This is a genomic window from Pseudomonas gingeri (genome assembly GCF_013386115.1).
Classification (GTDB): domain Bacteria; phylum Pseudomonadota; class Gammaproteobacteria; order Pseudomonadales; family Pseudomonadaceae; genus Aquipseudomonas; species Aquipseudomonas gingeri.
In genome coordinates, this window is record NZ_JACAOR010000001.1 from 626,437 (window position 1) to 647,222 (window position 20,786).

16 protein-coding genes are annotated in these 20,786 nt (G+C 64.4%); 13 read left to right on the plus strand and 3 right to left on the minus strand.

The genetic code is table 11. The features are described 5' to 3' along the window. The first annotated feature begins 350 nt into the window (after nucleotides 1-350). Entirely contained in the window at nucleotides 351-725 is a 375-nt protein-coding gene (locus tag HX881_RS02650) for a hypothetical protein (protein WP_177082086.1), read from the plus strand. Here HX881_RS02650 and HX881_RS02655 read toward each other — a convergent pair. After that, nucleotides 630-1,595 carry a LysR family transcriptional regulator gene (locus HX881_RS02655; protein ID WP_042936453.1) on the minus strand — a complete coding sequence of 322 codons (966 nt, stop codon included), beginning with the start codon at nucleotides 1,593-1,595 and terminating at the stop codon, nucleotides 630-632. The genes HX881_RS02650 and HX881_RS02655 overlap by 96 nt on opposite strands. Before the next feature lie 295 nt (nucleotides 1,596-1,890). Here HX881_RS02655 and argH point away from each other — a divergent pair, with 295 nt between their 5' ends. The 12 genes from argH to nirD all read left to right on the plus strand — a co-directional run bounded on the left by argH (nucleotide 1,891) and on the right by nirD (nucleotide 19,065). Further along, the gene (gene argH / locus HX881_RS02660; RefSeq protein WP_177082609.1) at nucleotides 1,891-3,318 is read left to right on the plus strand and encodes an argininosuccinate lyase; all 1,428 of its coding nucleotides are present in this window, start codon (nucleotides 1,891-1,893) and stop codon (nucleotides 3,316-3,318) included. 148 nt (nucleotides 3,319-3,466) lie between these two features. Beyond that, a complete protein-coding gene (locus HX881_RS02665; RefSeq protein WP_017128436.1) occupies nucleotides 3,467-4,345 on the plus strand; it encodes an amino acid ABC transporter permease in 879 nt (292 codons plus the stop codon). Between the two features lie 20 nt (nucleotides 4,346-4,365). After that, nucleotides 4,366-5,130, plus strand: a complete 765-nt coding sequence (locus HX881_RS02670; protein WP_017128437.1) for an amino acid ABC transporter ATP-binding protein — start codon at nucleotides 4,366-4,368, stop codon at nucleotides 5,128-5,130. 38 nt (nucleotides 5,131-5,168) lie between these two features. Next, on the plus strand, nucleotides 5,169-5,987 hold the full coding sequence (locus HX881_RS02675; RefSeq protein ID WP_042936456.1) for an ABC transporter substrate-binding protein: 819 nt from the start codon (nucleotides 5,169-5,171) through the stop codon (nucleotides 5,985-5,987). Between the two features lie 29 nt (nucleotides 5,988-6,016). Then, nucleotides 6,017-6,859, plus strand: a complete 843-nt coding sequence (locus HX881_RS02680; RefSeq protein ID WP_017128439.1) for a polysaccharide deacetylase family protein — start codon at nucleotides 6,017-6,019, stop codon at nucleotides 6,857-6,859. After that, nucleotides 6,852-7,790: a polysaccharide deacetylase family protein gene (locus tag HX881_RS02685; RefSeq protein WP_218171541.1), complete on the plus strand. Its 939-nt coding sequence runs from the start codon at nucleotides 6,852-6,854 to the stop codon at nucleotides 7,788-7,790. Before HX881_RS02680 ends, HX881_RS02685 begins: the two co-directional genes overlap by 8 nt. Next, on the plus strand, nucleotides 7,783-9,138 hold the full coding sequence (locus HX881_RS02690) for an MmgE/PrpD family protein (protein ID WP_177082611.1): 1,356 nt from the start codon (nucleotides 7,783-7,785) through the stop codon (nucleotides 9,136-9,138). Before HX881_RS02685 ends, HX881_RS02690 begins: the two co-directional genes overlap by 8 nt. A gap of 143 nt (nucleotides 9,139-9,281) precedes the next feature. Next, complete coding sequence (locus HX881_RS02695; protein ID WP_177082613.1) at nucleotides 9,282-10,454, plus strand: MFS transporter; 1,173 nt, start codon at nucleotides 9,282-9,284, stop codon at nucleotides 10,452-10,454. Between the two features lie 157 nt (nucleotides 10,455-10,611). Next, on the plus strand, nucleotides 10,612-11,331 hold the full coding sequence (locus HX881_RS02700; protein ID WP_177082615.1) for an HPP family protein: 720 nt from the start codon (nucleotides 10,612-10,614) through the stop codon (nucleotides 11,329-11,331). Between the two features lie 370 nt (nucleotides 11,332-11,701). Then, a complete protein-coding gene (locus HX881_RS02705; RefSeq protein WP_177082617.1) occupies nucleotides 11,702-15,754 on the plus strand; it encodes a bifunctional nitrate reductase/sulfite reductase flavoprotein subunit alpha in 4,053 nt (1,350 codons plus the stop codon). Nucleotides 15,755-16,132: 378 nt separating this feature from the next. Then, on the plus strand, nucleotides 16,133-18,691 hold the full coding sequence (gene nirB, locus HX881_RS02710) for a nitrite reductase large subunit NirB (protein ID WP_177082619.1): 2,559 nt from the start codon (nucleotides 16,133-16,135) through the stop codon (nucleotides 18,689-18,691). Continuing rightward, on the plus strand, nucleotides 18,691-19,065 hold the full coding sequence (gene nirD / locus HX881_RS02715) for a nitrite reductase small subunit NirD (protein WP_017128445.1): 375 nt from the start codon (nucleotides 18,691-18,693) through the stop codon (nucleotides 19,063-19,065). Before nirB ends, nirD begins: the two co-directional genes overlap by 1 nt. Nucleotides 19,066-19,099: 34 nt before the next feature. On the opposite strand, the gene HX881_RS02720 is transcribed toward nirD, so the two are convergent. Next, entirely contained in the window at nucleotides 19,100-19,849 is a 750-nt protein-coding gene (locus tag HX881_RS02720) for a vWA domain-containing protein (protein ID WP_177082622.1), read from the minus strand. Next, entirely contained in the window at nucleotides 19,774-20,775 is a 1,002-nt protein-coding gene (locus HX881_RS02725) for a magnesium chelatase ATPase subunit I (protein ID WP_177082624.1), read from the minus strand. Before HX881_RS02725 ends, HX881_RS02720 begins: the two co-directional genes overlap by 76 nt. Nucleotides 20,776-20,786 lie beyond the last annotated feature (11 nt).

The following is a 20,786-nucleotide window of genomic DNA, read 5'->3' on the forward strand; positions in this document are numbered from 1 at the left end:
TAGTGCCCATCGAGGATTATTCCGACAGTCCATGTTTTGAGTACTGACTCGAAACTCCGTCGCCACAGAGCATTCTTTTTTCGACTACACGGTTTCCCACTTTCCAGCCGGGCTTAAACCTACACTCCAGCAAAAAACTAGAAAGTTCCTACGTATAAACCCGTAAATATGACGGGCACTAAAAGCCCCGCCCAGCCAACCCCTGGCGGACCGCTGACTTACAATAAATCCGTCGACTGTTCGAACTTGAAACGTGAGTTTGCGCTGCCGGGCGCACGCCACTTCCCGTTCCGTCGTGACACGCCCGCCCCCTTTGACCCGATGCCGCCGCAGTTGGCAAGGAACCGTCCATGTGCAAGAAAAACCACCCGCGGGACTCGGCCTGTCCCACCTCGCCAGTGCAACTAACGGCCGGATTGCCGCTTTCAGCAGGCATCACGCCACCCGTATTGAACGGCCTGATGGAACTGCGCGATGCGCTGGTGGCATTCAAGGGCCCTCTGGCCGATGATCCGGGCTACCGCCGCGTCATCGAAGGACTGCTGTTCGACAATGAAGTCCATGAACGCATCCTTGGCAAACAGGTTCGCGAAAGCCCCGGCAACTCGCTGTTCAGCCCATGGCGCCAGCTAGACCGGCGCCTTGAGATCAACGCCCAGGGCCTGGGCGAAAGCCTTGATCAAGGGGCCGCGCGCCGTGTTGTGGCGCAGAATCAGGTTGAATGAGGTATTGAAACGGATGGTTTCCGGCCGCAGGGCCCGCAACTGCCCACGGCTGACCAGTGGAGCGGCGTAGTGCCGTGGCAGGAAGCCGACAAAACGCCCGGTCTGGATCAGCATTGCCACGGCTTCGACCTGGGACGCGGAGGCCGAATAACTGTCGTGGCCGACAAAGTCGAGCTTGTCCCGGTGAATGGCATAACGATGATTGACGAACGCGTGGTTGCGCAGTACATCCCGGTCGATCAAGGCGTCGTCAAGATCGAACAACGGATGGCCGACACCGCAGTACGCCTCGGACAGTTCTTCATATAGGGAGAAGTAGTCGAACTCCTCTCTCTTCTGATACACCGGCACGATGCCGGCGACAAATCGCCCTTCAACCACGCCCCGCTCTACTTCATCCAATTGTGCCGCATGCAGGCGAAACCTTACTTTCGGAGATTCATCATTGATGATCCGCAGCGCGGCAACTAACGGTGAATTAAGATCGGAAATAGTGTTATCCACGACGCCAACACTAAGATCACCCACCAGTTCATTCTGCGCCGAACTAAGCCGATCGCGAAACTTGTCCACCGACGCAAATAACTCGATGGATGCCTGATACACCAGGCTACCCTCTTCGGTCAGGCAGAAACCTTCCCGACCACGCGTGCAGAGGCGCATGCCTATACGGATCTCCAGGTCGGAAATCTGCTTGCTAATGGCCGCGAGCCCCACATTCAGCTCATTCTGGGCCGCACTGAAGCCCCCGGCCTCGACCACGGCCTTGAACACCTTGAGCAATTTGAAATCCAGCCCGCTGAGGGCCAGCGGCGCTCTCTGGCCGGGTTTTGCCGATGGGTTTCCAGAAGTGGAAAGTTGGGTTTCCATAATGCTTATTGACCTCAAACCGCCTATTCACCAGGATTTGTCCCACAACAAGAACATAGCCGGTCAATAATAATGAACACAGAAAACAAGGCTTGGCAACCACAATCAATTTCTGCAAATCAGCGACAACTCGCTGATTGTACGCGTTTAAAAACTGACACTTCGATCAGTTCCCTTCACTTGCAACTGCCCTCCTGAAAACTGCACGACCCATCCCGCTTCCGGCTGGCCTCGCCCCGCCTGAACGCCTGTTGCGGTCCTGCCTTGAACATCAATCTGCGTGAGGAAAACAACAATGACCCAAGCCACCGATCGTCTCTGGGGAGCCCGCTTCAAAAGCGGTCCGTCCGCCGCCCTGGCCGCCCTGTCGCGTTGCCCGGAGCGCTACTTCCGCCTGACGCCCTACGACCTTGCCGGCTCCCGGGCCCACGCCCATGAATTGCAACGCGCCGGCCTGCTCGACGAGCAGGAAACCCGGACCATGGTCGAGGCGCTGAATGTCATCGGCGAGGATTTCCAGGCCGGCCGCATCGCGCCGACCCTCGACGATGAAGACGTGCATACCTTTATCGAACGGCTGCTGACCGAACGCCTCGGCGCCCTCGGCGGCAAGCTGCGCGCCGGACGCTCGCGCAACGACCAGACCGCCAACGACCTGCGGCTGTTCCTGCGCGACCATGTGCGCACCCTGGCGGTGGAAGTCCTGGCGCTGCAACAGGCCCTGGTGGAACAGGCCGAACAGCATGTCGAGAGCATCTGCCCGGGTTTCACCCACCTGCAGCAGGCTCAACCCATCGTGTTCGCCCACCACCTGCTGGCCCATGCGCAAGCCATGCTGCGCGACGTCCAGCGCCTGGTGGACTGGGATACCCGCACCGCACTGTCGCCCCTGGGCGCCGCCGCCATGGCCGGTTCCGCCATCGCCCGCCAGCCGCAACAGTCGGCCCTGGAAATGGGTTACAGCGGCGTGTGCGAGAACTCCATCGATGCCGTCGCCAGCCGTGACCACGTCGCCGAATTCCTGTTTGTCGCCAGCATGCTCGGGATCAACATCTCGCGCCTGGCCGAAGAATTCTGCCTGTGGTCGTCGCGCCAGTTCCGCTGGGTCGTCCTGGACGACGCCTATGCCACCGGCAGTTCGATCATGCCGCAGAAAAAGAACCCGGATATCGCCGAGCTGGCGCGGGGCAAGGCCGGTCGCCTGATCGGCAACCTGACCGGCCTGCTGTCGACCCTCAAGTCCCTGCCGCTGTCCTACAACCGTGACCTCAGCGAGGACAAGAACGGCGTGCTCGACAGCGTCGACACCCTGTTGCTGGTGCTGCCGGCCATGGCCGGGATGGTCGCGACCATGACCGTCAATGTCGAGGAACTGCGGCGCCAGGCGCCCCTGGGCTTCACCCTTGCCACCGAGGTCGCCGACTGGCTGGCGGTGCGTGGCGTACCGTTCAAGGAGGCCCATGAAATCACCGGGGCGCTGGTCAAGGCCTGCGAAGCCCGCGACATCGAACTCTGGGATGCCAGCCCGGCCCTGCTGGCCGAGGTCGACAGCCGCCTGACCGCGGGGGTACGCGACAGCCTGACCCTCGAAGCCGCCATCAATGCCCGCAGTGGCTGGGGCGGCACCGCGCCGCAACAGGTTCGCGAGCAGATCGCCCGGTTGAAAAGCGCCCTGGCGGCCCAGCAGCAATGGGCCGCCGAATACAACGGTTTTCGTCTCTGAATGCATTGAGCCGCGCCCTATAACGCTGTGGGAACACAGACAACACTGTAGAAACACATGACACTGTGGGGGCGGGCTTGCCCGCGAAGCTTCTGGCGATCCCGAGATCGCCTTCACGGGCAAGCCCGCTCCCACATGGAGAAACACCATGAGCCAGACCCAGGCAGAACGCCTCCTCGCCGAGCGCAAGCAGGCCGAGAACCAGTTCGACATTACCCAGTACGAGCACGTGCCCCGGCGTTACTACGGGCGGATATTCTTCGCCACGGTGATCGTCATCGCCCTCGTCGGACTGGCCCGCGCCTTTGCCAATGGCCAGATCGAATGGGCCTATATCGGTCAGTTCTTCACTGCCAAGTCAATCCTGACCGGCCTGCTGAATACGCTGATCATGGCCGTCCTCGCGATGATCCTGGGCATTGTCTTCGGCGTGATCACCGCGATCATGCGCATGTCGAGCAACCCGATCCTGCGCTACGTGGCGATCACCTACACCTGGCTGTTCCGCGGCACCCCGCTGATCCTCCAGTTGCTGCTGTGGTTCAACCTGGCGCTGATCTTCCCCACCGTCGGGATTCCCGGACTGTTCCAGCTCGACACCGTGAGCCTGATGACCCCGTTCGTCGCGGCGCTCCTGGGCCTGAGCATCAACCAGGGCGCCTATACCGCCGAAGTGGTGCGTGCCGGCCTGCTGTCGGTGGACACCGGCCAGTATGAAGCGGCCAAGTCCATCGGCATGCCACGCCTGCAGGCCCTGCGCCGGATCATCCTGCCCCAGGCCATGCGCATCATCATCCCGCCGGTGGGCAACGAATTCATCAGCATGGTCAAGGCGACCAGCCTGGCGAGCGTGATCCAGTATTCGGAACTGCTCTACAACGCCCAGAACATCTACTACGCCAACGCCCGCGTGATGGAGCTGCTGATGGTCGCCGGTATCTGGTACCTGCTCGCCATCACCGTCCTGTCCTTTGGTCAAAGCCGTCTGGAACGCCGATTCGCCCGCGGCGCCGGCAAGCGTTCGTAAGCGTCCTGGAGAATTCGAACATGAGAAGCATCGTCAAGGCCGTGAGCCTGAACAAATACTACGACTCGTTCCACGCCCTCAAGGACGTCAGCATCGAAGTCGAACAAGGCGAAGTGCTGTGCATCATCGGCCCGTCCGGCTCCGGCAAGAGCACCCTGCTGCGCTGCGTCAACCAGTTGGAGAAGATCGACAAGGGTGGCCTCTGGGTCGACGGCGAGCTGGTCGGCTACCGCATTGCCGGCAACAAGCTGCACGAGCTCAACGAAGCGCAGATCGCCCGCCAGCGCCTGGCCACCGGCATGGTGTTCCAGCGCTTCAACCTGTTCCCGCACATGACTGTGCTGGAAAACATCATCGAAGGCCCGGTCCAGGTCCTCAAGCGTTCGCCCAAGGAGTCCGTCGAGGAAGCCCTGGAGCTGCTGGCCCGGGTCGGCCTGGCCGACAAGCGCAACAGCTACCCCATCGAGCTGTCCGGCGGCCAGCAGCAACGGGTGGCTATCGCCCGGGCCCTGGCGATGCGGCCCAAGCTGATGCTGTTCGATGAACCCACTTCGGCACTCGACCCGGAACTGGTCGGTGAGGTGCTGTCGGTGATGCGCGATCTGGCGCGCACCGGCATGACCATGATCGTCGTCACCCATGAGCTGGGCTTCGCACGCGAAGTCTCGAACCGCATGGTGTTCATGGACGGCGGGCAGATCGTGGAGGAAGGAAGCCCCGAAGAAATACTAATAAACCCACAGAACCCTCGCACCCAAAGCTTCATTTCTGCCGTTCGAACCTAGGTTCACCTGGACCTCACAACACTCATAAGAGAACGACCATGAAGAATTACGTAATCCCAGCAGTACTCGCCGGCCTGATGGCTTCCAGCTTCACCTGGGCCGCCGAGTTGCCCGCCAGCATCAAGGCCAAGGGCTTTATCACCGCGGCGATCATGCCCAACTATCCGCCGATGGACTTCAAGGACCCGGCCACCAACGAACTCACCGGCGTCGACTACGAACTGGGCAACGCCCTGGCCGAGCGCCTGGGCGTGAAGATGCAATGGCAGGAAACCTCCTTCGAGCAGATGGTCAACGCCCTGACCACCAAGCGCGTGGACATCGTGCTGTCGGGCATGACCGACACCGCCGAGCGCCAGAAGGCCGTGGATTTCGTCGACTACTTCACCAGCGGTTCGCAGTTCTACACCCTGGAGAAGAACAAGGACATCAACCAGATGACCGATATCTGCGGCAAGACCGTCGGTACCAGTCGGCGTACCACCTTCCCGGCGGAAATCGCCGCCTGGAGCAGCGCCCACTGCCCGGCTGACAAGCAGATCAAGGTCATCGGCACCGAAGGTTCGGCCGACGCCCGCGCGCAACTGCGCCAGAGCCGCATCAACGCCGCCGTGCAAGGCAGCGAGACCCTGCCGTACCTGGCCACCCAGGAAAAGAACACCTTCAAGATCATCGGCACACCGATGACCGTGCAATTCACCGGAATCGGCGTGAGCAAGGAAAACCAGGAACTGCGTGACGCCATCCAGGCCGCCCTGCAGAGCATGATCGCCGACGGCAGCTACCAGGCCATCCTGAAGAAATGGGAACTGACGGTGGGCGCGATCGACACCGTTTCCATCAACAAAGGCCAGTAACCGCTGGTGTAGAGAAGGAATAGCCACCCATGTCCCCGACACCGACCTGGCCGGGCGGGCATAAAGCCTGCCTGGCCCTGGCCTTCGACCTCGACGGGCCCACCGGCGATGCCATGCTCGACGACTCGATCTGGCACAAGCCCGAGTACTTCGGCTTTGGCGGCTACGGCCCGTACCGGGCCCTGCCGCGGCTGCTGGACCTGCTGGAAGAGTTTCGCCTGCCGACCACTTTCTTCGTCCCGGCCTGGGTCGTGGAAAACTGGCCGCGCCAGTGCCAGGCGATCATCGAGCGCGGACATGAGGTGGCCTACCACGGCTACAAACACGAATCCTTTTACGCCCTTTCGCTGGACCAGCAGAAGGACGTGATGAAGAAATGCCGCGAGGTGTTCTGGCAACACCTGAATATCCGCGCCGAGGGCTTTCGCACGCCGTCCGGCGACTGGCATGCCGAAACCCCGGCGATGCTGGTGGAAGCCGGCGTGACCTACTCCAGCAGCATGCGTGGGGATGATCGGCCGTACCTGGTCAATGTCCCCGGCCACCGCCAGCCGCTGGTGGAGATCCCCGGTCGCTGGGAGATGGATGACTACGCCTCCATCGCCTACACCCGCGGGCCGGACTTCCCGTCCGGGCTGGATCGCACCGCCAGCTACGAGCTGACCCTCGACAACTGGTGCCGCGAGTTCGACGGCGCCGCGGACGAGGGCCTGTGCCTGACCACCCTGTTCCACCCCAAGATCACCGGCAAGCCGGGGCGCCTGTTGTTGCTCGAGCGGCTGTTCGAACATATGCGCCAGCGCGATGACGTCTGGTTCGCCACCTGCCGCGAGGTCGCCCAGTGGTGGCTCAAGGAGCATCATCATGGCTGAGTTCCAACGCACGCCAGTGCCAGGGCCCGCGTTCAAGAGCCCCTGGCCCGCGCCGTATCGCAGTGCGGTGGTGATCACCGTCGACTACAACGATATCCACGGCATCCTCACCCAGGCCCCGCAGGTGGCCGGGCGCGACAAGACCCTGTCGGTCTGGCGCTATGGCAGCCAGCGCGGGGTCGAGCGTCTGCTCGGGCTGTTCGACGAGTTGCAGGTACGCAGCAGCTGGTGCATTCCCGGTATCGTTGCCGAGGAAAACCCGGCGCATATTCAGGCGATCCTCGCCGGCGGCCATGAGATCGCCTGCGCCGGCTATCGCCACCAGAACTACGACCTGCTCAGCCTGGACCAGCAGAAGGCGGCGCTGGTCCGGGGTTGCGAGACCCTGGCGACATTGACCGGCCAACGGCCGCGAGGCTTCCGGATTCCCGCCGGCAACTGGCTCCCGGGTTTTACCGAGGCCCTGCAGGAACAGGGGATCCGCTGGTCGTCGTCATGGCGCGGCGACGATCTGCCGTTCGCCCACCCCACCGCCCCCCGGTTGATCGAACTGCCGTTGCACTATGAGCTGGAAGACGAACCCTACTTCGCCTTCAACCTCAGTCCCGCCGTGCCGCCAGCGCAATCACGGATCGCCTCCTACAGCCATACCCTGGGCAACATGCAGATGGACTTTGCCGGTTTCCACCGTTTCGGCCTGTGCTACGTGCTGCGCCTGCACCCGGAAATCATCGCCACCCCGGGTCGTATCGGGGTGCTGCGCGAACTGCTCCAGAGCATCCAACGGCACGAAGATGTGTGGATTGCCAGTGCCGAAGAGGTCGCCCAATGGTGGGCCGGGAGCGCCGCACCGATGACAGAGGACCACCCGGCCGCGGTCTACGAGCGGCACTACCGAACCTACCCGCCCAGGACCTCCCACCATGAGTGAACGCTTGCAGCGCCTGGTGCGCTTTTGTGTTGAAAGCCGTTTCGAAGACCTGCCCGCCGCCCTGGTCGAACAAGCCAAACGGCATATCCTCGACACCTTCGGCGCGGCCCTCGCCGGGGCCGACAGCGAAGTCGCGCTCGGCGTCCGGCGCGCCCTGGACCTGGCGCCTGATGGCCCCGCGCCAATCTGGGGCACCGGCTTGCGTACCCAGGCCAGCCAGGCCGCGCTGCTCAACGGCATCGCCGCCCATGCCCTGGAACTGGACGATACCGGTGGCTGCGACCATTCCGGCGCCGTGGTGTTGCCGGCGGTGATGGCAGCCGTCAGTGGCTGTAGCGAGCCCGTCAGCGGCAAGGAACTGCTCTGTGCCGTGGTGATCGGCTACGAAGTCGGCCGCCGGGTACTGGAAGCCTGCGGCGGCTACGAGCAGCACAACGGTGCCGGCTGGCACTCCACCGCGACCTGCGGGGTGTTCGGCGCGGCCGCGGCCTGTGGTCGGCTCTTCGGCCTGGACGCCGCACAGATGACGTCGGCGCTGGGCATCGCCGCCAGTTTCAGCGGCGGACTCTGGGCGTTTATCCACGACGGCTCGCAAAGCAAGCGCCTGCACAGCGGACGCGCCGCCGAAGGCGGGTTGCTGGCGGCGCGTTTCGCCCGCGAGGGCATCAGCGGACCCGGCCAGGTGTTCGACGATGTCTGGGGTGGTTTCCTGCAGACCCTGGCCGGGGAACAGGCGCGGCCCGCGGCGCTGGAGGACGGCCTGGGCCAGGTCTGGAAACTCGCGCGCTGTTCGATCAAGCCTTATGCCTCCTGCCGGGGTACCCATTCGGCCATCGATGCGGTCGGGCGGCTGCTGGATCAATTGCAGGTCGAGGTCCGGCAAGTCGAGAGCGTCGAGGTGTCGCTGTGCGGCTTCCTGGAGAATATGTGCGGCGCACGCGACGCCCGTTCGCTGGCCGGTGCGCAGATGAGCCTGCCCTACGCCCTGGCGGCGCGCCTGGCATTCGGGCATGTGCGCCTGGAAGCCTATAGCGAGGAAAACCGCCGCTCGCCGGACATCGCCCGCTGGATGTCGCGGATCCACCTGGAAGTCGACCCGCAACTGTCCGACGCCGGCGAACCCTGGGTGCGGCTGCGCACCACCGACGGGCGCGAAGCGCGGATCTGTGTCGAGGTGCCCCTGGGCGCGCCGGGCAATCCGCTGAGCGACGCCGGCTTGCAGGACAAGTTTTTCAGCCTGGCAACCCGGACGATGCCCAGGGCACGGGCCGAAGCCCTGCTGGAACAGGTGGGGCGACTGGAAGAACTGGAGTCGGTCAGCCTCCTGATGGAGCACGATGCGGCCTGAGGAAACGCGGACATTGTGGGAGCCGGCGTGCCGGCGATGGGTCCGTGAGCCTTGCATGGCCTGATCGGTCGCCATCGCCGGCACGCCGGCTCCTGCAAGGGCCGTGCAAGACGACACAATCAAACAAGGACATAAGCACCACCGTGGCCACCTACTCCCTCGTTATCCGCCGGCTGATGATCTGCTCCGTGACCATCGTCGTCAGCCGCGCGATCACCAGCCCGCTGCTGACCCTGTTCCTCAGCCGCAAGCTGGGCCTGAACCAGCAGGATGTCGGCCTGCTGCTGGGCATCGCGGTCTTTATCGCGACCTTGATGTCGCTCTACGGCGGTTATGTCATCGACCGCCTGGAGAAGCGCCGGCTGCTGATCCTGGCCATGCTCTCCAGCGCCATCGGCTTCACCCTGCTGACCTTTGCCCAGGACCTGTACCTGACCACCCTGACCCTGATCATCACCGAAACCGCCTCGGCGCTGTTCCTGATCGGTTCCAAGGCGATCATCAGCGAAAACCTGCCCATGGGGCAGCGGGCCAAGGTGTTCTCGTTGCGCTACACCCTGACCAATGTCGGCTACGCCACCGGCCCCATGCTCGGCGTGGTCATCGCCGGGGTCCAGCCGCAGGCACCGTTCCTGATCGCCGCCGGGATCGCCTTCTCCAGCATGTTCCTGATGTTCGGCATCGCCCCCCACGCCCAGGCCCTGATCGGCAAGCCGGCGAGCTTTCTCGGCACCCTGTCGACCCTGCGCGGCGACCGCACGCTGATCATGTTCACCTGTGGCAGCCTGCTCAACACTATCGTCCACGGGCGCTACACCCTGTACCTGTCGCAGTTCCTGCTGGTGACCCACAGCAACCAGGATGCCCTGACCACCATGTCGGCGATCCTCGCCTGCAACGCCATCAGCGTGATCCTGCTGCAATACCAGATCGGCCGCTTTCTCAAGCGCGAGCAATTGCGCTACTGGATCGGCGTCGGCACCACCTTCTTCATCGTCGGTCTGATCGGTTTCAGCTACGCCACCAACCTGGTGTCCTGGTGCATCGCGATGTTCATCTTCACCCTCGGCGAAATGATCATCTACCCGGCGGAGTATCTGTTCATCGATACCATCGCCCCGGAAAACCTGCGCGGCAGCTACCTCGGCGCGCAGAACCTGGCGGCCCTGGGCGGCGCCCTGAGCCCGGTGATCTGCGGCTATCTGCTGATCAACACGCCGGCCACCACCATGTTCTATGTGCTCAGCGGCCTCACGGCACTGGGCGGCTGCCTGTGCTTCCTCGCCGGTCGCGGCATCCCTTTACTGCAAAAATAATGCACTTAAGGCGCATTATTATGAATTAGCCAGCGGTTCGCCGGCGCGGCACACTGTGCTGGTTCCTCCCCCAAATGTTGGAACTTTGAAAGGGCTTTGCGCCAGGCGCACAAGCCCTTCTTTTTTTCCGTCGAACCTGAAGTGGACCGTTCTCGCCATGTTTGCCCGCTGGTCACGCCGCCTGTTGCCCGCCGCCCTCAACACCCGCCCCAGCGAATGGAGCCGTGCCGCCATCGGCGTCTCCCTCGGCACGCTGTTCAGTGTCTGGGCCTGTGCCCAGCTGTTCGGCCTGCCGGTGGCCCTGCACCTGATCGGCCCGCTGGGCGCCTCGGCAGTGTTGTTGTTCGCCGTGTCCTCGGGCGCCCTCGCCCAGCCCTGGTCGATCATCGGCAGCTACGGCTGCGCCACGCTGGTGTCGCTACTGGTGGTGCATTTCCTCGATCGCGGCCTGGGCAGCGCCAGCCTGGCGGTGGGCCTCGCCTTGCTCGCGATGTGCCTGCTGCGTTGCCTGCATCCGCCGGCCGGGGCTTTGGCCCTGCTGATGGTGATCGCCGACCCGGACACCGTGGCGCTGGGCTGGCAGGTCCTGGAACCGGTGATGCTCTCGGCGCTGTGCCTGTTGCTGATTGCCATCGGCTACAACAACCTGACCCGGGTGCGTTACCCCAAGGTGCATGTCGAGCCGCCGGGCACCTTTATCGCCAGCCATGTACCGGGCGAGCCACCGGGCATCACCCGCGCCGACCTGGAACACGCCCTGGCGCAGATGCAAGAGTTCATCGATGTCACCCCCGAGGACCTGGAGCAGTTGATCATCACCTGTGAAGCCCAGGCGAAACGCCGCAGCATCGGCGAGGTGTTTTCCGCCCGGCGCTGAGTTTTCTGCCCCAAGCTGGGGCGAATACCAAGTTGCGCAGTCGTCCACGGTGCAACTTGAGCCGGACGGCGCGGCGGCCATTCGCGGGCAAGCCCGCTCCCACCCCTTGCGCCGATCGTGCCCATGCTCCGCGTGGGCACGCCTCCCTGGACGCTCTGCGTGCGCTTCTGTGACGCAGAGCGTCACGGGCTGCATGTCCCACGCAGAGCGTGGGAACGATCAGAAGAATACTTGGCGCGAGCCTTGCAGTCATCGGAACAACCACCGTCAACGCTGACGGCTGATTTCACGACAAAGGCGCCGTGTTGCCCCGTTTCGACGGAGTGCGACACAGCGCCTTTTTCATTTCCGGGAACTGCTGGGGGAAACCATGACCCATACCACCGTGCGCAGCGTGTGTCCTTATTGCGGTGTCGGCTGCGGCATCGTCATGGAGGTCCGCGACAATCAGGTGATCAAGGTCAGCGGCGACAAGCAACATCCGACCAACTTCGGGCGTCTTTGCACCAAGGGCAGCACCTGCGCCCAGCCGCTGAACCATTCCGGGCGGATGGAGCAGGCCTTTGTCCGCCACGAACGCAAGCGCGACCCGGGCCAGGTGGGCATGGACCAGGCCATCAGCGAAACCGCTCGCCGGCTCAAGGCCATCCTCGAGGAACACGGCCCCGACGCGTTGTCCTTCTACGTCTCCGGGCAGATGTCCCTGGAAGCCCAGTACCTGGCCAACAAACTGGCCAAGGGGTTTGTCCGGACCAATATGATCGAGTCCAACTCGCGCCTGTGCATGGCCAGCGCCGGGGCCGGCTACAAACTGTCGCTGGGAGCCGATGGCCCACCGGGCTCCTACCAGGATTTCGACAAGGCCAATCTGTTCTTCGTCATCGGCGCGAACATGGCCGATTGTCATCCGATCCTGTTCCTGCGCCTGATGGATCGCCTCAAGTCAGGGGCACGCCTGATCGTCGTCGACCCGCGGCGCAACGCCACCGCCGACAAGGCCGACCTGTTCCTGCAGATCAGGCCGGGCAGCGACCTGGCATTGCTCAACGGCCTGTTGCACCTGCTGCTGAAAAACGGCCACACCGACCCGGCGTTTATCGAGGCCTTTACCGAGGGCTGGGAAGCCCTCCCGGACTTTCTCGAGGACTACGGCCCGGCACGGGTCGCGACGCTGACCGGCCTGCCCGAGGCGCAGATCCGCCAGGCCGCGCAGTGGATCGGCGAAGCCGCCGAGTGGATGAGTTGCTGGACCATGGGCCTGAACCAGAGCACCCATGGCACCTGGCACACCAATGCGCTGTGCAACCTGCACCTGGCCACCGGGGCGATCTGCCGCCCGGGCAGCGGTCCGTTCTCACTGACCGGCCAGCCGAACGCCATGGGCGGCCGGGAAATGGGCTACATGGGCCCTGGCTTGCCCGGCCAGCGTTCGGCGCTGGTGGCCGCCGACCGCGATTTCATCGAAGACCTCTGGCAGATCCCCCGTGGCAGCCTGAGCCAGACGGTGGGCGGCGGCAGCGTCGCGCTGTTCGAGGACATGCAGGCCGGCAAGGTCAAGGCCTGCTGGATCATCTGCACCAATCCGGTGGCCTCGCTGCCCAATCGGCAGAAAGTGATCGCCGGACTCCAGGCCGCCGAGCTGGTGATTGCCCAGGATGCCTTTCTCGATACCGAGACCAATGGCTACGCCGACATCCTGTTGCCGGCGGCCTTATGGGCCGAGGCCCAGGGGGTGATGATCAATTCCGAGCGCAACCTGACCCTGATGCGCAAGGCCGTGGACGCCCCGGGCCAGGCCCTGCCCGATTGGCAGATCATCGCCAGGGTGGCCTGTGAAATGGGTTATGCCGAAGCGTTCAGCTACGCCAGCGCCGCCGAGGTGTTCGAGGAGATCAAGCGGGCCTGGAACCCGAAGACCGGCTACGACCTGCGGGGCGTCAGTTACGAACGACTGGAGCAGACCCCGTTGCAGTGGCCCTGCGGACCGGATCAGCTACACGACCGCAACCCTATCCGCTATCTGAACGACGGCCTCGGCAAAGCCCGCCAGCCGGCCGCCGATGGCAGTTTCCCGCGCCTGCTGTTCCCCACCGCGAGCGGCAAGGCGATGTTTTTCGCCCGCCCCTGGCAGCCGGCGGCCGATCAGCCCGGCGACCGCTTCCCGATGGTCCTCAACACCGGGCGCTTGCAGCATCAATGGCACACCCTGACCAAGACCGGCAAGGTCGCGACCCTGAACAAACTCAACCCCGGCCCCTTTGTCGAGCTCAACCCGCTCGATGCGGCACGCCTGGGGATCGCGGCAAAGGACGCTGTCGAAATCCGTTCGGCCCGTGGCCGCGCGGTATTGCCGGCACAGGTCAGCGAACGGGTGTTGCCCGGCAACTGCTTCGCGCCTTTCCACTGGAACGATGTCTACGGCGAGGACCTGGCGATCAATGCCGTCACCAGCGATGCCGTGGACCCGATTTCCCTGCAACCGGAATTCAAGTTCAGCGCCGTGACCCTGAGCCGGGTCGAGGCACCCCAGCCTGATCCCCTGCCCTTGCCCTCGCGCACGGAGGCCCCGCACACGATGCAGACCCAAGCCCTGGCCCGGATCCTCGGGCTCGACACGCCGCCCAGTATTCAACTGGCTCCCAGCGAGAATCTCTACCTGCAAGGCTTCCTGTTGGGACTGCGCAGCAGTCAGGCCGTCGCCGGCGTGCCGGCGCTGCCGGCCAATGCGCCGTTGCAGCCGGGCAATCGGCTGATCCTCGAAGGCATCCTCGCCGGCCTGTTCGCCCGTCATGAGCCGCCCCAGGAACAGGTCACGGCGAGTTCTCCAGCAGCCGAAGAGCCACCCTTGCTGTTGCTCTGGTCATCCCAGACCGGCACGGTCGAGGCCTTCGCCAAGTCAGCCGCCGAGCGCCTGCAACAGAAAGGTCATCGGGTCCGGCTGGCATCGATGGACAGTATCCAGGCCCAGGAGCTGAGCCAGACCGGTCGTGCGTTGCTGCTGACCAGCACCTTTGGCGACGGCGATCCGCCGGACAATGCCCATGCCTTCTGGCAGGCCCTGGCGGCGGACAACGCCCCGAGCCTGGCGAACCTGCGTTTTGCCGTGCTGGCCTTCGGTGACTCCAGTTATGACCAGTTCTGCGGTTTCGGTCGCAAGCTCGATGAACGTCTGCACAGCCTCGGGGCGCAGCGCCTGGCCCCTCGGGTCGATTGCGAGCCTGACTACCAGGAGCCGGCCGGCGCCTGGCTGGAGAAGCTCGACTCGGCGCTGTCCGAAAAACCCGCGGCGGCTCCCGCCCCGACTCGCTACAGTCGCCAGCAACCCCTGGCCGCACGTTTGAAGCACAACCGCCTGCTCAGCGGCCCCGAGGCCGGCAAGGAGACCCGCCAGTTCATCTTCGACCTTGGCGACAGCGGCCTCGACTACCAGGCCGGCGATGCCCTGGGCGTCTGGCCCAGCCATTGCCCGAGACAGGTGGAACAGCTGATGACCTGCCTGGCGGCCCGGGTCGACGCCGTGGTGACCATCAAGGACCAGACCCCGATGCCACTGGAAGAGGCCCTGAGTCGTCATCTGGAAATCGGCCGGATCAGCCCGGCGTTGCTGCAACTGGTGTTTCAGCGTTCCGGCAGTGCGCAACTCAAGCGCCTGCTGGCCGACGAACACAAGACCGAACTCAAGGACTGGCTCTGGGGCCGGCAACCGGCGGACCTGTTGCGCGAGTTGCAGGTCGGCCTCGGCCCGCAGGAACTGGTGGATTGCCTGAAACCGCTGCAACCCAGGCTGTACTCCATTTCATCGAGCCCCAAGGTGCATCCCGGCGAAGTCCATCTCACGGTTTCCACCGTACGCTACGAACATGCCGGACAGTCGCGCTCCGGCAGTTGCTCGGGGTTTCTCGCCGACCGCGCCGAAGGCCTGGAGGTGCCGATCTTCGTCCAGAAGTCGGCCAACTTCCGCACGCCCGCCGATCCCCGGGCACCGATGATCATGGTCGGTCCGGGCACTGGCGTGGCACCGTTCCGCGCCTTTCTGCAGGAGCGCCAGGCCATCGGTGCCACGGGCAAGAACTGGCTGTTATTCGGCGAACAGCATGCCGCCAGCGACTTCTATTACCGCGAGGAACTGGAAGCATGGCTTGAGCAAGGCCATCTGCAACGGCTCGATACCGCGTTCTCCCGGGACCAGGCGCAGAAGATCTACGTGCAGCAACGCATGATCGAGCAAGGCGCGCAGCTCTGGGCCTGGCTGGAGGAAGGCGCGGGCTTTTATGTCTGCGGCGATGCCAGCCGCATGGCGCGGGATGTCGACGCGGCACTCAAGCAGGTGGTGCGCACTCATGGCGGTTTGGATGCCGACGAGGCGGTGGCCTATGTCAGCGCCCTGGCGGCGGACAAGCGTTATGTGCGGGATGTGTATTGAATGCTTGCTCGCGTTGAAACTGAATGTTGTGTACGACGCCAACCCTGTGGGAGCGGGCTTGCCCGCGAAAACGGCCGCAAGGGCGCCCCATAACTGGCGACCCGAGCGAAATACGCACCAACAAGGTTCACTTTTCAACCCGAGCCCGGCGCCAGTACTGAAATAACCCGGCAAACCGGCACTTGGCACGCTCCCTGCTTTTATCCCGTTACTCTCTGCCATGAATGACCAGGCAGACCGTTCAGGTGGTCAACGGCGATCACTCACAGAACAGGAACAAACACCAGGCAAAGGCGCCTGGAGCTTCGGCTCCAGGCGTTTTTTTTTGCATTTTTTCTGCTGGGCCAGCCGTGATTGGCCGTGATCCGAGGAACTTCCATGAACGCTATCGTGAATGTCGAACGCCGCAAGAAACTGGTGATCGTTGGCAATGGCATGGTCGGGCATCACTGCGTCGAACAACTGATCGAACGCGGTGCCCTGATGCACTTCGAGCTGCATGTCTATGGCGAGGAATGGCAAGCGGCCTATGACCGCGTGCACCTCTCCGAGTATTTTGCCGGCAAGGATGCCCATGCCCTCGCCCTGGGCGAACCGGGGTTGTACGAGCGCCACGGGGTCAACCTGCACCTGGGAGCCGAAGTCCTCGAAATCGACCGGGAGCACCAGGAGATCGTCACCCGCTCCGGACGCCAGGCCTACGACCAACTGATTCTCGCCACCGGTTCCTACCCCTTCGTGCCGCCGATTCCCGGCTCCGAAGGTGCGGCCCGCCTGGTCTACCGGACCCTCGACGATCTCGATGCGATCCGTGCCGCGGCCAGCGATGCCCGTCGTGGCGTGGTGGTCGGCGGCGGCCTGCTGGGACTGGAGGCGGCCAACGCCCTCAAGTCCCTCGGCCTCGAAGCCCATGTGGTGGAGTTCGCCACCCGGCTGATGCCGGTGCAACTGGACCATGACGGCGGCGCCGCGCTCAAGGCCCGGATCGAAGGCCTGGGCGTCGGCGTCCATCTATCCCGCGCGACCCAGGAAATCGTGGCTGGCGAGGACTATCGCTATCGGATGAATTTCGACGGTGGTGAATTTCTCGAAACCGATCTGATCGTGTTCTCCGCGGGGATTCGCCCGCAGGACCTGCTGGGACGCAACAGCGGCCTGGAGATCGCCCCGCGGGGCGGCATCGTCGTCGACTCGCACTGCCAGACCAGCGATCCGGCCATCTCTGCCATCGGTGAATGCGCCTCGTGGAACGGCAGCGTTTTCGGCCTCGTGGCGCCGGGCTACAGCATGGCGCGCAATGTCGCCGCACGCCTGGCCGGAGAAGCTTTCGACACCTTCACCGGTGCCGACATGTCGACCAAGCTCAAGCTGCTCGGTGTCGATGTCGGCTCCATCGGCGATGCCCACGGTGCGACGCCCGGTGCACGCAGCTATCGCTTTATCGACGAGGCCAATGCCAGTTACCGGCGCCTGGTGGTCGATGCCGAGGGCAAGAAAGTCATCGGTGCGGTACTGGTGGGTGACAACAGTTACTACGACACCCTGTTGCAGTACGTGCAGAACGCCATTGCCCTGCCCCAGGACCCCGCCGGCCTGATCCTGCCCGTGGGCGAAGGCGCGCCGGCCCTGGGTGCCGACGCACTGCCCGAGACCGCGACCATCTGTTCCTGCCACAACGTCACCAAGGGTGCGATCTGCTGCGCGGTGGACGCCGGTTGCAGCGATCTGTCGGCCCTCAAGGCGCAGACCCGGGCGGCCACCGGCTGCGGCGGTTGCAGCGCCTTGCTCAAGCAGGTCTTCGAGCATGAGCTGATCGCCCGTGGCGTGGCGGTGGACAAGAGCCTCTGCGAACACTTCGCCTACACCCGCCAGGAACTCTATGCCCTGGTGCGGGTGGGCCGGATCGAAACCTTCGAAGCACTGCTCGCCCAGCATGGCAAGGGCCACACCGGTTGCGATATCTGCAAGCCGGCGGTGGGCTCGATCCTCGCGTCGTGCTGGAACCGGCCGATCATGGACAAGGCGCTGGTGCCGCTGCAGGACACCAACGACACCTTCATGGCCAACATGCAGAAGAACGGCACCTATTCGATCATCCCGCGCATCGCCGCCGGCGAAATCACCCCGGACAAACTGATCGCCCTCGGCGCCGTGGCGAAAAAATACGACCTCTACACCAAGATTACCGGCGGCCAGCGCATCGACCTGTTCGGCGCCCAGTTGCATGAGCTGCCGCAGATCTGGGGCGAACTGATCGACGCCGGCTTCGAAACCGGCCACGGTTACGGCAAATCCCTGCGCACGGTGAAATCCTGTGTCGGCAGCACCTGGTGCCGCTATGGCGTGCAGGACAGCGTGGCCATGGCCCTGCTCCTGGAAAATCGCTACAAGGGCCTGCGCGCGCCGCACAAGTTCAAACTGGCGGTGTCCGGCTGCACCCGCGAATGCGCCGAGGCCCAGAGCAAGGACATCGGCGTGATCGCCACCGAGAAAGGCTGGAACCTGTACGTCTGCGGAAACGGCGGCATGCGCCCGCGCCACGCCGAACTGTTCGCCACCGACCTCGATGACGAGACCCTGATCCGCTACGTCGACCGTTTCCTGATGTTCTACATCCGCACTGCCGACCGCCTGCAACGGACCTCGGTCTGGCGCGAAAACCTGGAAGGCGGCCTCGATTTCCTCAAGGCGGTGATCATCGACGACAGCCTGGGACTGGCCGCCGAGCTGGAAAGCCAGCTGCAACTGGTGGTCGACCGCTACGAATGCGAGTGGGCCAACGCGGTCAGCGACCCGGAAAAACTCAAGCGCTTCCGCACCTTCGTCAACGACCAGCGCGGCGATCCGGACATCCACTTTGTCAAGGAACGCGAGCAGCGCCGGCCGGTGCGCGCACACGAACTCAACCTGATTCCCGCTCATGAGGAGGTGGTCTGATGGGCCAGCCGACAGCACAACACAGCTTTGCCAACGACTTCCAGTGGCAGGCGGTCTGCCGCCGCGAGGACCTGGTGGAAAACTCCGGCGTGGTGGTCTGGTTCCATTGCGCCCAGGTGGCCCTGTTCTACCTGCCCGACGAGGCGCAGGGCCGCACCCTGTATGCCATCGACAACCGCGACCCGCTGTCCGGGGCGAATGTGATCGGTCGCGGCATCGTCGGCAATATCAAGGGCCAGCCGGTGATCGCCTCGCCGTTGTACAAGCAGCATTTCAATCTCGAGGATGGCATGTGCCTGGAGTACCCGGAGCAGCAGCTACGGGTGTGGCCGGTGCGCTGGGTCGGCGATGCGGTGGAGATCGCGGTAGTCTGATCGTCCCCGGCGACGGGCATCCTGAAGTGGCGTTTCAGCTGTTCGATGGCAGGCCCAGGGACTCGATATGCCGGTACTCGGCCGCGAGTTCACTGGCCAGCTGCCGCGCCCGGCCCAGGCGGATCGGTGCTTTTTCCAGGTCGATCAGCAGGGTCGGGCAGTTGAACGGCGCCGGGGCCGTCCAGGCCTTGAGGCGGCCGTCGGTCAGCACCAGCACCCGTTGCTGCTCCAGGGCAAAGCGCTTTTGCCGCAGTGCCAACCACTCGCCCGCCTCCTGCAAGGCCGCCAGCAAGGGTGTGCCGCCACCCGCTCCCAGGGCCTCCAGCCAGCCGCGCAAGCCACTGGACGCCTTCAGGCCCTGGATCTGCCAGTGCGGTCGCTGACCGCTGGCGGTCAATAACGCCAGGCGCGCGCGCTGGCGATAGGCATCGTCGAACAGTTGCGCCAGCAGGCCCTTGGCATCGCTCAGGGCCTGATGTCGGCGGATGGACGCCGAGGCATCGACAATCACCAGCCACAATTCATGGGGCGAACTGCTGCGCGGACGGAAACGCAAGTCACGTCGCACTCGCGGCCGGCCGCCCAGCAAGGTCTCGACCCAACTGATCGCCCCGTCTTCCCCGGCCCTTGCCGCGCCCTGGCGTCCTTTCGGCACCCGGCCCGCACCAGCCCTGGCATTCGCCCCCGGCGTCGGTCGAGGGCGAATGCCTAAGGCTTTTTTGGCCAGCTCGGGATTTCCCGACGAGCCCCCACCGGCAATACCTGGGCGGGCAACTCGCCCCATTGACCCTGGCCCTTGGCCGGGCTCGATTCGCCTTGCGCAGCGCCGGCGGGGTTCGATGCCGGTGCCGACGGTGGGCTTTCCCGGCGCCGATGACGCAGGGCAAACTCGGCGACCGCTTCGATATCCTCTTCGGCAATCCGTTGCCCACCGCGCCAGGCGGCGTGGGCGCGCGCCGCCCGCAGCCAGACCAGATCGGCCCGCAGGCCATCGACCCCGGCGGCAAAACAGCGCTCGGTGATCTCGGCCAGGGCCTGGTCATCCAGGGCAATGGCCGGCAACAAGGCCCGCGCCTGTTCGCAACGCTGGCGCAGCACTTGCTGCTGTTGTTCCCACTGCTCGCAGAACGCCTGGGGATCGTTGTCGAAGTCCAGCCGGCGCCGAATGATCTGCCCGCGCTCGCCGGGCAGCGGCTGGCCGCTCAGCGCCACGTTCAGGCCGAAGCGATCGAGCAGTTGTGGACGCAACTCGCCTTCTTCCGGGTTCATGGTGCCGATCAGCACGAAACGCGCCGCGTGCCTATGGGAAATACCGTCGCGCTCGACCAGGTTGGTACCGCTGGCCGCCACATCGAGCAGCAGGTCCACCAGGTGGTCGGCCAGCAGGTTGACCTCGTCGACGTACAACACACCGCCATCGGCCTTGGCCAGCACGCCCGGGGAAAACTGCGCCCGGCCTTCGCCCAGGGCCGCATCCAGGTCAAGGGTGCCGACCAGGCGCTCCTCGGTGGCGCCGAGCGGCAGGGTGACGAACTGCCCGCTGGCGAGCAGATCCGCCAGCCCCCGGGCCAGGGTCGACTTGGCCATGCCGCGCGGGCCCTCGATCAGCACGCCACCGATCTTCGGATCGATGGCGGTCAGGCACAGCGCCAGTTTCAGCGCATCGGCACCGACCACCGCCGACAGCGGGAAATGCGGGGAGTCACTCATTGTCCATATAC

Excerpts from the sequence above, each read along its gene's own strand:
- HX881_RS02705 (WP_177082617.1), top strand. The coding sequence starts at position 11,702 with ATGACCCATACCACCGTGCGCAGCGTGTGTCCTTATTGCGGTGTCGGC.
- HX881_RS02685 (WP_218171541.1), top strand. The coding sequence starts at position 6,852 with ATGGCTGAGTTCCAACGCACGCCAGTGCCAGGGCCCGCGTTCAAGAGC.
- HX881_RS02720 (WP_177082622.1), bottom strand. The coding sequence starts at position 19,849 with ATGGGGCGAGTTGCCCGCCCAGGTATTGCCGGTGGGGGCTCGTCGGGA.
- HX881_RS02725 (WP_177082624.1), bottom strand. The coding sequence starts at position 20,775 with ATGAGTGACTCCCCGCATTTCCCGCTGTCGGCGGTGGTCGGTGCCGAT.
- nirB (WP_177082619.1), top strand. The coding sequence starts at position 16,133 with ATGAACGCTATCGTGAATGTCGAACGCCGCAAGAAACTGGTGATCGTT.
- HX881_RS02700 (WP_177082615.1), top strand. The coding sequence starts at position 10,612 with ATGTTTGCCCGCTGGTCACGCCGCCTGTTGCCCGCCGCCCTCAACACC.
- HX881_RS02690 (WP_177082611.1), top strand. The coding sequence starts at position 7,783 with ATGAGTGAACGCTTGCAGCGCCTGGTGCGCTTTTGTGTTGAAAGCCGT.
- HX881_RS02655 (WP_042936453.1), bottom strand. The coding sequence starts at position 1,595 with ATGGAAACCCAACTTTCCACTTCTGGAAACCCATCGGCAAAACCCGGC.
- HX881_RS02650 (WP_177082086.1), top strand. The coding sequence starts at position 351 with ATGTGCAAGAAAAACCACCCGCGGGACTCGGCCTGTCCCACCTCGCCA.
- argH (WP_177082609.1), top strand. The coding sequence starts at position 1,891 with ATGACCCAAGCCACCGATCGTCTCTGGGGAGCCCGCTTCAAAAGCGGT.
- HX881_RS02680 (WP_017128439.1), top strand. The coding sequence starts at position 6,017 with ATGTCCCCGACACCGACCTGGCCGGGCGGGCATAAAGCCTGCCTGGCC.
- HX881_RS02675 (WP_042936456.1), top strand. The coding sequence starts at position 5,169 with ATGAAGAATTACGTAATCCCAGCAGTACTCGCCGGCCTGATGGCTTCC.
- HX881_RS02665 (WP_017128436.1), top strand. The coding sequence starts at position 3,467 with ATGAGCCAGACCCAGGCAGAACGCCTCCTCGCCGAGCGCAAGCAGGCC.
- HX881_RS02670 (WP_017128437.1), top strand. The coding sequence starts at position 4,366 with ATGAGAAGCATCGTCAAGGCCGTGAGCCTGAACAAATACTACGACTCG.
- nirD (WP_017128445.1), top strand. The coding sequence starts at position 18,691 with ATGGGCCAGCCGACAGCACAACACAGCTTTGCCAACGACTTCCAGTGG.